Source organism: Streptomyces sp. TRM70350, assembly GCF_019219825.1.
Lineage (GTDB): Bacteria > Actinomycetota > Actinomycetes > Streptomycetales > Streptomycetaceae > Streptomyces.
Genome location: NZ_JAHUXH010000008.1, coordinates 259,190 through 271,363 on the forward strand (window position 1 = coordinate 259,190; position 12,174 = coordinate 271,363).

Genomic DNA, 12,174 nt, shown 5'->3' on the forward strand with positions numbered 1-12,174 from the left:
AGGGAGCTGCGCCCCCCTCCGAGCGCAGCTCCCTCTCTCTTTGTCCAGGGCTCAGGCGTGCTTACGCCTCCGCACCGGCCTTCTTGCGCCGGACGACGAACACCGCACCCGCACCGGCGACGACGGCGACACCGCCGACGAGGCCGATCATGGGGAGCGCGGAGCTGGAACCGGTGTTGGCCAGGCTGCCCGTGGCGTCCACGTCGTTGATGTCGTCGAGGTCGGCCATCCCGCCCTGCGGCTTGGCGTCCCCCGGCTTACCGGCGTCCGAGCCCGCGGCGAGGATGTCGAAGAAGTAGATCCAGCCGTTCGGGTCGTCGGCCATCCAGCAGCCCTCGGCGTCCGAGTACTGCGCGAAGCCGCCGGTCAGGCCGATGGCGTCGGGCACCTTGCCGTTGACGCTCAGCCGCAGCTGGTACGAGGTGGACTGACCCGCGCCGAGGCTGAACGGGGTGAAGGTCGCGCCTTCACCGGCCGCGTCCGCGAGCGTGGTCCAGCCACCCTTGGCCTTGTCGAACACCTGGACGGTGATCTGGCCGGAGTAGTCCTTCCCGTCGTCCCAGCCGAGCGCGGCGACGCCGATCAGCGGCTTGATGTTCTTGATGTCCTCGTCGCCGCTGTTGGTGACGTCGAAGGAGAACTCGGTCCAGCCGCTGCCGGCCACGATCGTCTCGGGCAGCCCCGACAGACCGCTGGTCAGCTCCTCGCTGAGGCCGACCTCGTCCTCCGCGGTCTCGCAGAAGTCCTCCTCCGGCGCGCTGGCGCTCGGGCTGGGGCTGACGGAAGCGGTGGCGGAGGGCGAGCCGGGGGTGGTCGGCGTGCCGGGGGCCGTCTCGGTGGCGGACTCCGACGCGGTCGGGTCCGTGGTCGGGGACTGGCTGCCGGACTGGGACGGGTCGACCGAGGCGGTCGCGGTGGCCGACTGGCTCTCGGACGCGCTCGGGCTGACGGTCGCCGTCTCGGTGGCGGACTCCGACGCGGTCGGGCTCGCGGACGGGTTGTCCGTCGCGGAGGCGGCCGGTGCCGCGAGCAGCGCCATCGGGGCTATCGCGGCCGTCACGGCGGCGGCTGCCAGGGCGCGGCGAAGCTTCATGAAGACCTACCTGCTGAGTCGGAAGGGCTCCGCGTACGGCGTACGGGTGTGGCCCTTGGTTCAGCAGGTTTGATCAACGAAGCCCGAGGATGGTTGTCCGCCCTTCACACAGTTTTTATGTGACGTGAGTCACTTGGTGTGGCGGTGTGCGGGCCATGAGAAGGGCCCCGCGGGGCGGAGCCGCGGGGCCCTTCTTTCGTCAGCACCGGCGTCAGGGCAGCGCCGGTGCCTGGGAAGCGGCGCCGGGGGGTTGCGCCGCTTGCCTCCGGATGGTCTCGGCCTCTGGCGGTGCGCCGTCGCACCACCGGGGTGCGCCGTACCGCACTGGAATATGGACACTTCCGCCGGTCGGCCCCGGGCGTCCCCGGAGCCGACCGTTCTCTTGGTGACCGGGCTGCTGTCCCCTGCCGTCCGGTCACTTCCCTGGAGCGAGGTCCCACGACGCACGGTGCGATCCGTACGTCTCATCGCTCCAGCGAGCCACGCGTGGTTCGTTCGGGCCCGCCCCTGGCTGGCACGGACACCGGGACCAACGAAGCGCGGCGGGCGGCGGTCACGCGCCGTACGGGTGAGAGGGGTGCGAACTCAGATGCGACCCCTGCACAGTTCGAGGAGCGTCATGGCGAGGGCGGTGCCCGGCTTGCCGAGCTCCTGCCGGTAGCGGCCGAGCACCTCCATCTCCCGGGAGAGGTTCACGCGGCGGCCGCCGGAGGTGATGCGGGCCTGCTGGATCACGGCGGACACGGCCATCCGTTCCTGGATCAGGCCGATGATCCGGTCGTCGAGCGCGTCGATGCGTTCGCGCGCGCCGGTGATCAGCTCGGCGGCCTCGTCGGTGCGGGCGCCGGTCTTGTCGGTCGCCGTGGGGGTCTTGTCGGTGGCGGTGGGGGTCATGATGGGGGCTCCTCAATTCGGACGCGGCCCCGGCCCGGACAAGGTCCCCGGAACGCCAGGCGCCCCGGACCTTGTCGGCCCGGGGCGCCTGGGAAGTCGCTTGTCAGTTGCTCAAGCAGCACCACCATGGCAGCCGGCGGGCCGGTTGCCATAGGTAAAGAGGAAGGTCGGGTGCGTGAGCATGCGGTCAGTATGCCGTGGCCTTCGGTGACGGCCAACCCGGTTCGCATCCTGAGACGGCGGTCACGTACGGCAGCCCCGTTAGAATCGGTGCTACAGCCCTTTTACAAGCCGCCGGAAGGCAACCCGTGTCATCAGCGACCCCAGCCGCCCCCGACACCGTCCTGGTCGTCGACTTCGGTGCGCAGTACGCCCAGCTCATCGCCCGACGCGTCCGCGAGGCCCGGGTCTACAGCGAGATCGTGCCGAGCACCATGCCGGTCCAGGAGATGCTCGCCAAGAACCCGGCGGCGATCATCCTCTCCGGCGGTCCCTCGTCGGTGTACGAGGAGGGCGCGCCCCGCCTGGACCGCGAGATCTTCGAGTCCGGCGTCCCGGTCTTCGGCATGTGCTACGGCTTCCAGCTGATGGCGCAGGCCCTCGGCGGCACGGTGGACAACACCGGCGCCCGCGAGTACGGCCGTACGCCGCTGCACGTCTCCAAGCCGTCCTCCACCCTCTTCGAGGGCACCCCGGACGAGCAGGCCGTGTGGATGTCGCACGGCGACGCCTGCTCCGCCGCCCCCGAGGGCTTCAGCGTCACGGCCTCCACGGACGTCGTCCCGGTCGCCGCGTTCGAGAACGACGAGAAGAAGCTGTACGGCGTCCAGTACCACCCCGAGGTCATGCACTCCACGTACGGCCAGCAGGTGCTGGAGCACTTCCTGTACCGGGGCGCGGGCCTGAGCCCCTCCTGGACCACCGGCAACGTCATCGAGGAGCAGGTCGAGGCGATCCGCGCCCAGGTCGGCGACAAGCGCGCGATCTGCGGGCTGTCCGGCGGCGTGGACTCCGCCGTCGCCGCCGCCCTCGTGCAGAAGGCCATCGGCTCCCAGCTGACCTGTGTGTACGTGGACCACGGCCTGATGCGCAAGGGCGAGACCGAGCAGGTCGAGAAGGACTTCGTGGCCGCGACCGGCGTGCAGCTGAAGGTCGTGGACGCGAGTGAGCGGTTCCTGTCCGCTCTGAAGGGGGTCTCCGACCCGGAGGAGAAGCGGAAGATCATCGGCCGGGAGTTCATCCGGGTCTTCGAGCAGGCGCAGGCCGAGATCATCGCGGACGAGGGTCCGGCGGTGGAGTTCCTGGTCCAGGGCACGCTGTACCCGGACGTGGTGGAGTCCGGCGGCGGCACCGGCACCGCCAACATCAAGTCTCACCACAACGTCGGCGGCCTCCCCGAGGACCTCGAGTTCAAGCTGATCGAGCCGCTGCGCAAGCTCTTCAAGGACGAGGTCCGGATGGTCGGCCAGGAGCTCGGCCTGCCGGAGGAGATCGTCCAGCGCCAGCCGTTCCCGGGACCGGGACTGGGCATCCGTATCGTCGGCGAAGTGACGAAGGAACGGCTCGACCTGCTCCGCGAGGCCGACGCCATCGCCCGCGAGGAGCTGACGGCGGCCGGCCTCGACCGGGACATCTGGCAGTGCCCGGTGGTGCTGCTCGCGGACGTCCGGTCCGTCGGCGTCCAGGGCGACGGCCGGACGTACGGCCACCCGATCGTGCTGCGCCCGGTCTCCTCCGAGGACGCCATGACGGCCGACTGGTCGCGCCTGCCGTACGACGTCCTCGCCCGGATCTCCACCCGGATCACCAACGAGGTGCGGGACGTCAACCGGGTCGTCCTCGACGTGACGTCGAAGCCGCCGGGGACGATCGAGTGGGAGTGAGCCCTCCCTCTGGGCTCAGGTCCGCTTGAGCGTGCGCACCGGCGCTCCGGGCTTCCAGAGCTGGACGACCAGATACGTGTCGTCCTCGACGTAGGTCCGTACGACCTCCGTCAACTCGGCGCGGAAGAGGTGGAACGGCTCCGGCGGCTCCACCTCTCCGCCGTACCCGGCCTTGGTCTCCGCGTCCTCGACCTCGATCGCCCGGCCGGAGATCCGTACGTCGCCGCCGCCCATCGACGTGCCCTCCCCGGGGTTCGCCTGGAGCGCGAAGCGCGGGTCGCGGCGCAGGTCGAGCGCCTTGCGCGAGTCCGGCATCATGCCGAGCCACAGCTCGCCGTTGAGAAACCGCACCTCGATCCCCGTGGTGCGCGGCGAGCCGTCCTTGCGCAGGGTCGCGAGGACGTGGTGGATGTGGGTGCCGAAGCGTCCCTCGACGGTCTTCGCGAGATCGGGTTCGGCGGCGGTGAAGGATGCCCAGTTTGCTGCCATACGACGAGTGTGGCGGCGAAACCGGACATCTTCTGTCGGGTATGCGCTGTGCGGGTGTGTCACGCATGTCGCCGAGGCCTTGTTCTCCTGTCTCCTGCGAAGGCCTGTTCTCCTGTACTGACCGGGGGTAACTTCCGCTCCGTACCGGAACCCAGCGCCGGAGGACCCATGCCCGCGCCCACCCCGCCCCAGCCCGTGCCCACCGACCGGCTGCAGTTCGCGATGCCGCCGATGTACGAATCGGTCGACGACGAGCGCCGGCACCGCAAGGAACGGCTCGCGGCGGCGCTGCGGATCTTCGGGCGGTACGGCCTGGAGGACGGCGTCTCCGGGCACATCACCGCCCGCGACCCGGAGTACACGAACTGCTTCTGGGTCAATCCGTTCGGGATGCCGTTCCAGCACGTCACGGTGAGCGACCTGGTGCTGGTCAACCAGGACGGGCAGGTCATCGAGGGCCGCTACCACGTCAACCAGGCCGCCTTCACCGTGCACGCCCAGGTGCACGCCGCCCGCCCCGACGTCGTCGCCGTCGCCCACTGTCACTCCGTGCACGGCCGCGCCCTGTCCGCGCTCGGCGACCTGCTCGACCCGATCACCCAGGAGAGCTGCGCCTTCTACGAGGACCACGCGCTGTACGACGCCTACACCGGCGTCTCCGTCAACGCCGAGGAGGGCCGCCGCATCGCCGCCGCGCTCGGCTCCCGCAAGGCGCTGGTGCTGCGCAACCACGGCCTGCTGACCGTCGGCGACTCGGTGGACGCGGCGGCCTGGTGGTTTCTGTCCATGGAGCGTTCCTGCCAGGTGCAGCTGACCGCGAAGGCGGCGGGGCGGCCGATCCTGATCGACCACAAGCAGGCGGTGGCGACGCGGGAACAGCTGGGCGGCGATCTGGTCGCGTGGATCAACTACCAGCCGCTGTGGCAGGACATCACGCGCCGAGAGCCCGACCTGCTGTCTTAGGGGTCCTTGCACTATGCCCGCCCGGGTCGCGCGCTCATAGTGCAAGGACCCCGTAGGGGCTGATGGTCGGAGGGCCGGGGTGCTGTGGGTCTCGGGTGCGGTGGGTCTCGGGGCGGTGGGCAGGTCGCGTTGGGCAGGTCGCAGCGGGTGCTGCCCCACGGGTCGAGGGCGTACGGGACCTTCTCGGGCGGTCCTCTCGCAGCCGGGTCAACACGGCGACCGTCCGTTCACCCGCACCGACAGAGCTGCCCGGACCTGCCGGACGTGTACCGGGTGTCGTAGGGCACAATTCGCTGACGTCGCGGGGGAGTTGTACAGCGTTACGGCGGCTCCCGGACGAGTCGGGCAGCCGAGTGGGGCACGAGGATGTGCGGAAGGCGGGCGTCGGGCGTGGCGGTGCAGGAGGCGAGACAGGGCGCGGAGGCGCGCACGGGCGCGTTCGGGAGCGCTCATGGCGGTGGCTGCACCTGCGGGGACTGTCCGCACGGCGCGCGGGCGGGGCACCGGCGTGCCGTGGCCGAATTCCTGCTGAGGCGGGACGAGTTCGCGGCCGGGCAGGGCCTGCCGGCGGCCGTGGCCCACTCGGCGTCGGCCTCCCGCCAGTGGGTCTCCGACGAACTGACCCAGTCCGCGGCGGCGGTCGCCGAACGCGCCCGCGTCGAGGGCGAGGCCTGGCTGTCCCGTCTGTGGCGCCGCACGGCGTGCGCGGTGTGGGCGCTGGTCCTGCTGTTGCTGCTGGTGCAGTCGCTGACCGCGATCGGCACCGGCTGGACGACGGCCCGTACCGCCGGCCTGCTCGCGGCGCTGCTGGTCGCGGCGGCCCTGACGGCGGCCTCCTTCTTCCACCGGGCGCGGGGTGGCGTACTGGCCCCGGTCATCGGCGAGGACAACCGGCTGTCGACGTCCCGTGCCGTCGCGGCGATGTGGGTGCTGTTCGTGGCGTACTCGGTCCTGGTCCTGGCGGGGCAGCTGGCGGCCGTCTCCTCACCCGGCGCCCGCGACGAGCTGATCGCGGGCCTCGAACTCGCCCGTGGCGCCGGGCTGGTGACCGTCCTCGCCGTGGCCTGCGGGATAGCCGTGCTGGTCCGGCGGGTGGTCGGCCTGCGTGTCATCGGGCAACGGCTGCAGAAGGTCCGCGCGGACCGGCCGAGGGCGGCCGATCTGCTGACGGACGATTCGGGGCGGGGCACCTTCGCCGACATCCAGTACGTCGTGATCAGCGCCGTCGCCCTGGTGTTCGCGGCGGTGCGGCTGGCGCGCCGGCCCGACCAGCTGCCCGACCTGCCGTGGGGGCTGGCGGTGGTGGTCCTGGTGTCGGCGGCCACCTACCTCGCCGGCAAGTACGCCGAGGGTGGCCGCCCCGTCGTCCTCTCCGTCGTCCGCGCCCGCGAGGCCGGTGACCTGGACGCGCCCATCCGCACCGGGGAGGACATCGAGATCCGCGGCGCGGGCTTCGTCCCACCGGGTGCCGGTACCGCCGACCGCCTCTCCCGCATGGTCGTCCGCATCGGGCCCGTCCACGTCCATGTCCCCCTGGTCCCGATCACCGGCGGCTTCAGCAACCCGACGGACACCCTGCTGACCGTGCCGGTACCGGCGGAGGTGGAGCCCGGGCGGCTGGAGGTGCGGGTGGTCACGGCGGCGGGGGTGGAGACGAACGCGTATGCGATCGAGGTGACGGAGTGAGGGCTGAAGGGGCTGAGGGGGCTGACGGGGCTGCTTGGGTTTCCGTCGACCTTGGAAGGGTCGGCTTGGCCTGCCTGGGCTGACCTGGCCTCAGGGGCTGGACTCGGGCGGGAACGCCGACCTTTGCCACATCCGGCCGGTACGAATGAGCGGGTCCTTCCTTTCGTACGTATGGTCTTCTGAGGGGCTCCGGCACGGCGTGCGAGAGGCGGCTATGCAGCGATGACTCAGGGTATTCGTACAGAGGTGCACAGCTCCCACTACAGCGGCGGCCGCGCCGACTGGCGGGACACCGCCACCCGCTACGCCCTCCTTCCCCTCCGTGTCTTCCTCGGCGTCACCTTCGTCTACGCCGGCCTCGACAAGCTCACCGACAGCGCGTTCATGCAGGAAGCCGGTGCCGGTTCCATCGGCGACACGATGCGCACCGTCCGGGACTCCTCGGCCATCCCGGCCCTGGTCGACCTGGCCCTGGAGAACCCCGTCGCCTTCGGCTACGCCATCGCCGGCGGCGAACTCGCCGTCGGCGTCGGTATCCTCCTCGGCCTCCTCTCCCGCCTCGCCGCCCTCGGCGGCGCGCTGATCTCCCTCAGCCTCTGGCTGACCGTGAGCTGGGCCTCCGACCCGTACTACTACGGCAACGACCTCGCCTACCTGATGGCCTGGCTCCCCCTCGTCCTCGCCGGCGCCCCGCTCCTCTCCCTCGACGCAGCCCTTCGCTCCCGACGGCGACAGCGGGGGTATCGCTAGCGCGGGGGAGGGGCGGCTGGGCGGCTGGCGGTTGGGTGCGGTTGCCTTTTGGGGTGGTTGGGCTGGGTGGGCTGGGTTGGCTTGCCTGTTGGGCGGTTGGAGTAGGTCTTGGCCCTGGGCCTCGCCTTCGACTCCGCGCCCCACGGCGGGGACCGCACAGCCCCTGCCCCTTGGCCTTCGCGTCTGCGCCCCACGCCGGTCCGGGCTCTGACCCTCGTCCTGGCCTCCCCGGCTTGTCCGACGGCGGCTCGGGTAGGCCCTGGCCCTCGCCTTCGCGTCCGTGCCCGACGGCGGCTCGGGTAGGTCCTGCCCCTGGCCCTCGCCTTCGCGCCTGTCCCCCACGCCGACCTGGGCGCGGCCCTAGCCCCCGCCCTCGCCTTCCCGGCATACCCCCCGGCGGCGTATGCCCCGGCCCAGCATCCCCGCCACCGCGGCCAGACACAGTCCGCCCACCATCATGGGGAACGCCACGAACCACGGGGTCTCCCAGGTGCCGCCCGCGTCGCCGGTGTACAGGACGCCGACCGCGGTGACGACGGCGCCGGCCACCAGCCTTCCCGGCTGGAACTCATGACGCAGCACGGCTCACCTCCACCTGACCGACGCCCACCTTGAGGTCGAGATCGACCGTGCCGGCGCCCTTCACACCCGACGCCGGAGCCAGCGTCACCTCCCGGTACTTGCCCGGCTCCACATCCACGTCCTGCTTCTGCTCGCCCGGCAATTGGATGTCACCCACCCCCACGTCGATGTTCGCCTTCACTGTCACGTCCGGCGGCACGATCACCAGCAGTCGGCCCACACCCACCTCGGCGTCCATGGACACCGTCTGGCCCTGGGCCGGGTTCAGCCGGGTCAGATCCAGAGTGCCGACGCCGGTGCCGAGGTCGTACTTCCGCTCCACGTCGGCCACCGCGGCCGGCTGCCACGTCGTGCGTATCCACTCCGTGCCGATGTCCTTGGGCAGCGCCGCCGCCCCGGCGAGCAGCCCCGCCGCGAGCACGGCCAGGAAGATCGACCCCGCTCCCGTACGGCCCAGGAACGCGCTGATGGTGATGCCCAGCCCGATGACGACGAGCGCGCAGGCGAGGCCGGTCTGCAGGCTGGTGCCGAGCGGTTGCTCCTGCCAGGTCGCCCGTGTGCCGATGGCGCCCGCGAGAAGCGCGAGCAGGAAGACCCAGCCGCCTATCCAGCGCGGGCCACGCGGCTTGGGCGGCGCGGTGCGCTGGGTGAGGGGGGCCTGGGGGCCGGTGTCCGTACCGAGGCTGATGTTGACGGCCGCCGCGATGTCCCGGTCGCGGGAGTCGCTGGGACCCCACAGATAGCCGGTGCCGCCGACGTGCGTGCCGTCCTTGACGATCGGGTCCCGCCACCAGGAGGGGTAGGCGGCGGGGACCGGCGGCGCCTGGGCCTCCGGCGGGGCGTCGGCGACGGCCTGCGCCGCCAGCGGATCGGGGTCGGGGGCGCCCCGGCGCTGCGACCAATAGCCGGCGCCCGCGAGGAGGAGAGAGAGGATGACCGCGAAGGTCAGCACACCGCCGTTGTTCAGCAGTGTCAGGAAGACACCGCAGCCGACCAGCGCGAACAGCACGGCGGTGAGGGCCTGCCCGTCGACGCGGCCGGTCAGGAGCTTGCGGACCTCGTTCTCGTCCTCGTCGTCGTACGGGACGAAGAGCCAGGCGAAGCCGTAGAAGATGAGACCGATACCGCCGGTCGCGGAGAGCACGGCGAGGGTGATCCGGAAGATCACCGGATCCATGTCGCACTGCCGCCCCAGCCCGGCGCACACCCCGGCGAACATCTTGTGCCGCCGATCCCGCCGGAACCTGTGCGGAGGCTCCAGCGTCCTGGGCCCATCGGGCGCTCGGGGCTCGCCGGGTGCTCCGGGCTCGCTGTGGACTCCTGGTCCGCCGGGCATGCCCGGGGCTCCGGGGACGCCGGAGTCACCAGGGACGCCGGGATTACCGGGGGCGCCGGAGTCACGGGGCACGCCGGAATTGCCGGGCACGTCGGGACCACCGGGCAGGCCAGGGTCACCGGGCACGCCTGCTCCGCTCCCGGCGCTCGTGCTGCTCTGTCCGTGCGCGCCCGCGCCCCCGTGCGCGCGGTTCCTCACCTGCGGCGGTCACGGCCGCAGCGTCGGACGCGGTGCCCGCGTCGGGCACGGCATCCGCGGCGTGCTGGTGATCAGTCATGGGTCCATGGTGACGGCCGAGCCGCCGCCGCGGGAGTCGGAATGACCCTGGCCGGACCCTGATATCGCCCCTGAGCCAGGCCGGGGGAAGCGTTCGACGGACCGGCCCGTCGAAGATCAGGGGAGTCTCGGGGGTCGACCCTGATGCTCCGGCCCGCCGGCCGTGTGACCATCAATGGCATGCCGGAAGCCGCAACCGCAGCAGCGCCACTCGACGAACCGCGGCCGCCGCGCAAGCTCTACCGCAGCAGTGACGGACGCTGGCTCGGTGGCGTGGCGCGGGGGCTCGCCGGGCATCTCGGCCTGCCCGTGATCTGGGTGCGCCTGGTGTTCGTCGGCCTGTTCATGGCCGACGGCCTCGGCGCGCTGCTCTACGCCGCCTTCTGGTTCTTCGTGCCGCTCGGCGTCGGCGGCGTCGAGGCACAGAAGCCGCCGTCCCTGGTCATCACCGAGACCTCTCCCGACGGCCGCAGGAGACTCGTGGCCCGCAAGCCGGACAAGGGCCAGATCGTCGCCCTGCTCCTCATGGTCGTCGTGGCCATGGTCTTCGTGGGCAATGTGAACCTGGGCGGTGGCGCCCAGGCCTATCTCGTCCCGGCCGTGCTGGCCGGTGCGGGTGTCGCCCTGGTCTGGCGCCAGGCGGACAACGCCCGCCGGGCCCGCTGGGTCGAGGTCGGCCGCCGCAAGCGCACCCTCACCCTGCTGCGCGCGGTGGCCGGCGTCCTGCTGGTCACGGCCGGCGTCACCGGCGTCTTGGTGCTGCAGGGCTCCGCCGCCCACCTCGGCTCAGTCCTGCAGGCGGCCCTCGCCGTGCTCGTGGGCATAACGCTCCTCGCCGGTCCCTACCTGGTCCGTATGACCCAGGACCTGTCCGAGGAGCGCCTGATGCGCATCCGCGCCCAGGAGCGCGCGGAGGTCGCGGCGCACGTCCACGACTCGGTGCTGCACACTCTGACGCTGATACAGCGCAACGCGGACAACCCCAACGAGGTCCGCCGCCTCGCCCGCGCGCAGGAGCGCGACCTGCGGACCTGGCTCTACAAACCCGAGGGCACCGGCAAGGACGAGGCCGACGAGCCGACCACCCTCGCCGACGCGGTACGGCGCAACGCCGCGGAGGTGGAGGACAAGCACGGCGTCCCCATAGAGGTCGTCGTGGTCGGCGACTGCCCGCTCGACGAGAAGATCGGCGCACAGATGCAGGCCGCGCGCGAGGCGATGGTGAACGCCGCCAAGTACGGTGGCGAGGGCGGCGCCGTGCAGGTCTACGCCGAGGTCGAGGGAAAGACGGTCTTCGTGTCCGTCCGGGACCGCGGTCCCGGCTTCGACCTCGACTCGATACCCGCCGACCGCATGGGCGTCAGAGAATCGATCATCGGCCGCATGGAGCGCAACGGCGGCACGGCCCGGCTGCGGGCGGTGCCGGGCGGCGGCACGGAGGTCGAGCTGGAGATGGAGAGGGCGGAGAAGACGTCATGAGCGACCCGACCGAGGCGAACGGGACGGCGGGAGCGGAGCAGGCGGCCGAGCCCGCACAGACGCCGGGCGGCGGCGCGGAACGGCGGCACGTGCGCGTGGTGCTCGTCGACGACCACCGGATGTTCCGTACGGGAGTGCAGGCCGAGATCGGCCAGACCGAGCAGACCGGCGTCGAAGTCGTCGGGGAGGCCGCGGACGTCGACCAGGCGGTCACGGTCATCACCGCAACCCGGCCCGAGGTGGTACTCCTCGACGTGCACCTCCCGGGTGGCGGCGGGGTCGAAGTGCTGCGCCGCTGCGCCGCGTTCATGGCCGACGCCGAGCAGCCGGTCCGGTTCCTCGCCCTGTCCGTCTCGGATGCGGCGGAGGACGTGATCGGTGTGATCCGCGGCGGCGCGCGAGGGTACGTCACCAAGACGATCACCGGCACGGACCTGGTCGACTCGATCTTCCGGGTCCAGGAGGGCGACGCGGTCTTCTCACCGCGTCTGGCCGGCTTCGTCCTCGACGCCTTCGCCTCCACCGACGCCCCGCCGGTCGACGAGGACCTGGACCGTCTCACCCAGCGGGAGCGGGAGGTCCTGCGCCTCATCGCCCGTGGCTACGCGTACAAGGAGATCGCCAAGCAGCTGTACATCTCCGTGAAGACGGTCGAGTCCCATGTCTCGGCGGTCCTGAGGAAGCTCCAGCTCTCCAACCGGCACGAGCTGACCCGGTGGGCGACGGCCCGACGGCTGGTGTGA

The 12,174-nt window shown here is 71.6% G+C and carries 11 protein-coding genes; 6 read left to right on the forward strand and 5 right to left on the reverse strand.

Annotated elements, in window-relative coordinates; translation table 11 throughout:
* Positions 1-61: 61 nt before the first annotated feature.
* On the reverse strand, positions 62-1,093 hold the full coding sequence (locus KWI83_RS16115; protein ID WP_218515035.1) for an LAETG motif-containing sortase-dependent surface protein: 1,032 nt from the start codon (positions 1,091-1,093) through the stop codon (positions 62-64).
* A gap of 585 nt (positions 1,094-1,678) precedes the next feature.
* Entirely contained in the window at positions 1,679-1,987 is a 309-nt protein-coding gene (locus KWI83_RS16120; protein ID WP_218515036.1) for a chorismate mutase, read from the reverse strand.
* Positions 1,988-2,295: 308 nt separating this feature from the next.
* Between KWI83_RS16120 and guaA the strand changes: the two genes are divergently transcribed.
* Positions 2,296-3,870, forward strand: a complete 1,575-nt coding sequence (guaA, locus tag KWI83_RS16125) for a glutamine-hydrolyzing GMP synthase (protein WP_218515037.1) — start codon at positions 2,296-2,298, stop codon at positions 3,868-3,870.
* Positions 3,871-3,885: 15 nt separating this feature from the next.
* Here guaA and KWI83_RS16130 read toward each other — a convergent pair whose 3' ends face one another.
* Positions 3,886-4,359, reverse strand: coding sequence for a pyridoxamine 5'-phosphate oxidase family protein (locus KWI83_RS16130; RefSeq protein WP_218515038.1), 474 nt, complete (start codon positions 4,357-4,359; stop codon positions 3,886-3,888).
* 168 nt (positions 4,360-4,527) lie between these two features.
* On the opposite strand from KWI83_RS16130, the gene KWI83_RS16135 reads away from it, so the two are divergent.
* The 3 genes from KWI83_RS16135 (at position 4,528) to KWI83_RS16145 (ending at position 7,758) form a co-directional block, all read left to right on the forward strand.
* Positions 4,528-5,322: a class II aldolase/adducin family protein gene (locus tag KWI83_RS16135; protein WP_218515039.1), complete on the forward strand. Its 795-nt coding sequence runs from the start codon at positions 4,528-4,530 to the stop codon at positions 5,320-5,322.
* A gap of 390 nt (positions 5,323-5,712) precedes the next feature.
* Positions 5,713-7,008: a hypothetical protein gene (locus KWI83_RS16140; protein WP_218515040.1), complete on the forward strand. Its 1,296-nt coding sequence runs from the start codon at positions 5,713-5,715 to the stop codon at positions 7,006-7,008.
* Positions 7,009-7,230: 222 nt separating this feature from the next.
* Positions 7,231-7,758, forward strand: a complete 528-nt coding sequence (locus KWI83_RS16145) for a DoxX family protein (protein ID WP_218515041.1) — start codon at positions 7,231-7,233, stop codon at positions 7,756-7,758.
* A gap of 360 nt (positions 7,759-8,118) precedes the next feature.
* Here the strand turns inward: KWI83_RS16145 and KWI83_RS16150 are convergent, their stop codons facing one another.
* Positions 8,119-8,340, reverse strand: coding sequence for a hypothetical protein (locus tag KWI83_RS16150; protein WP_218515042.1), 222 nt, complete (start codon positions 8,338-8,340; stop codon positions 8,119-8,121).
* Complete coding sequence (locus KWI83_RS16155) at positions 8,327-9,676, reverse strand: PspC domain-containing protein (protein WP_218515043.1); 1,350 nt, start codon at positions 9,674-9,676, stop codon at positions 8,327-8,329. Before KWI83_RS16155 ends, KWI83_RS16150 begins: the two co-directional genes overlap by 14 nt.
* 420 nt (positions 9,677-10,096) lie before the next feature.
* Here KWI83_RS16155 and KWI83_RS16160 point away from each other — a divergent pair, with 420 nt between their 5' ends.
* Together KWI83_RS16160 and KWI83_RS16165 are read left to right on the forward strand one after the other, a co-directional pair.
* On the forward strand, positions 10,097-11,431 hold the full coding sequence (locus KWI83_RS16160; RefSeq protein WP_218515044.1) for an ATP-binding protein: 1,335 nt from the start codon (positions 10,097-10,099) through the stop codon (positions 11,429-11,431).
* Positions 11,428-12,174: a response regulator transcription factor gene (locus KWI83_RS16165; RefSeq protein ID WP_218515045.1), complete on the forward strand. Its 747-nt coding sequence runs from the start codon at positions 11,428-11,430 to the stop codon at positions 12,172-12,174. Before KWI83_RS16160 ends, KWI83_RS16165 begins: the two co-directional genes overlap by 4 nt.

Excerpts from the sequence above, each read along its gene's own strand:
- KWI83_RS16120 (WP_218515036.1), bottom strand. The coding sequence starts at position 1,987 with ATGACCCCCACCGCCACCGACAAGACCCCCACGGCGACCGACAAGACC.
- KWI83_RS16165 (WP_218515045.1), top strand. The coding sequence starts at position 11,428 with ATGAGCGACCCGACCGAGGCGAACGGGACGGCGGGAGCGGAGCAGGCG.
- KWI83_RS16160 (WP_218515044.1), top strand. The coding sequence starts at position 10,097 with ATGCTCCGGCCCGCCGGCCGTGTGACCATCAATGGCATGCCGGAAGCC.
- KWI83_RS16135 (WP_218515039.1), top strand. The coding sequence starts at position 4,528 with ATGCCCGCGCCCACCCCGCCCCAGCCCGTGCCCACCGACCGGCTGCAG.
- KWI83_RS16115 (WP_218515035.1), bottom strand. The coding sequence starts at position 1,093 with ATGAAGCTTCGCCGCGCCCTGGCAGCCGCCGCCGTGACGGCCGCGATA.
- KWI83_RS16130 (WP_218515038.1), bottom strand. The coding sequence starts at position 4,359 with ATGGCAGCAAACTGGGCATCCTTCACCGCCGCCGAACCCGATCTCGCG.
- KWI83_RS16155 (WP_218515043.1), bottom strand. The coding sequence starts at position 9,676 with ATGCCCGGCGGACCAGGAGTCCACAGCGAGCCCGGAGCACCCGGCGAG.
- KWI83_RS16145 (WP_218515041.1), top strand. The coding sequence starts at position 7,231 with ATGACTCAGGGTATTCGTACAGAGGTGCACAGCTCCCACTACAGCGGC.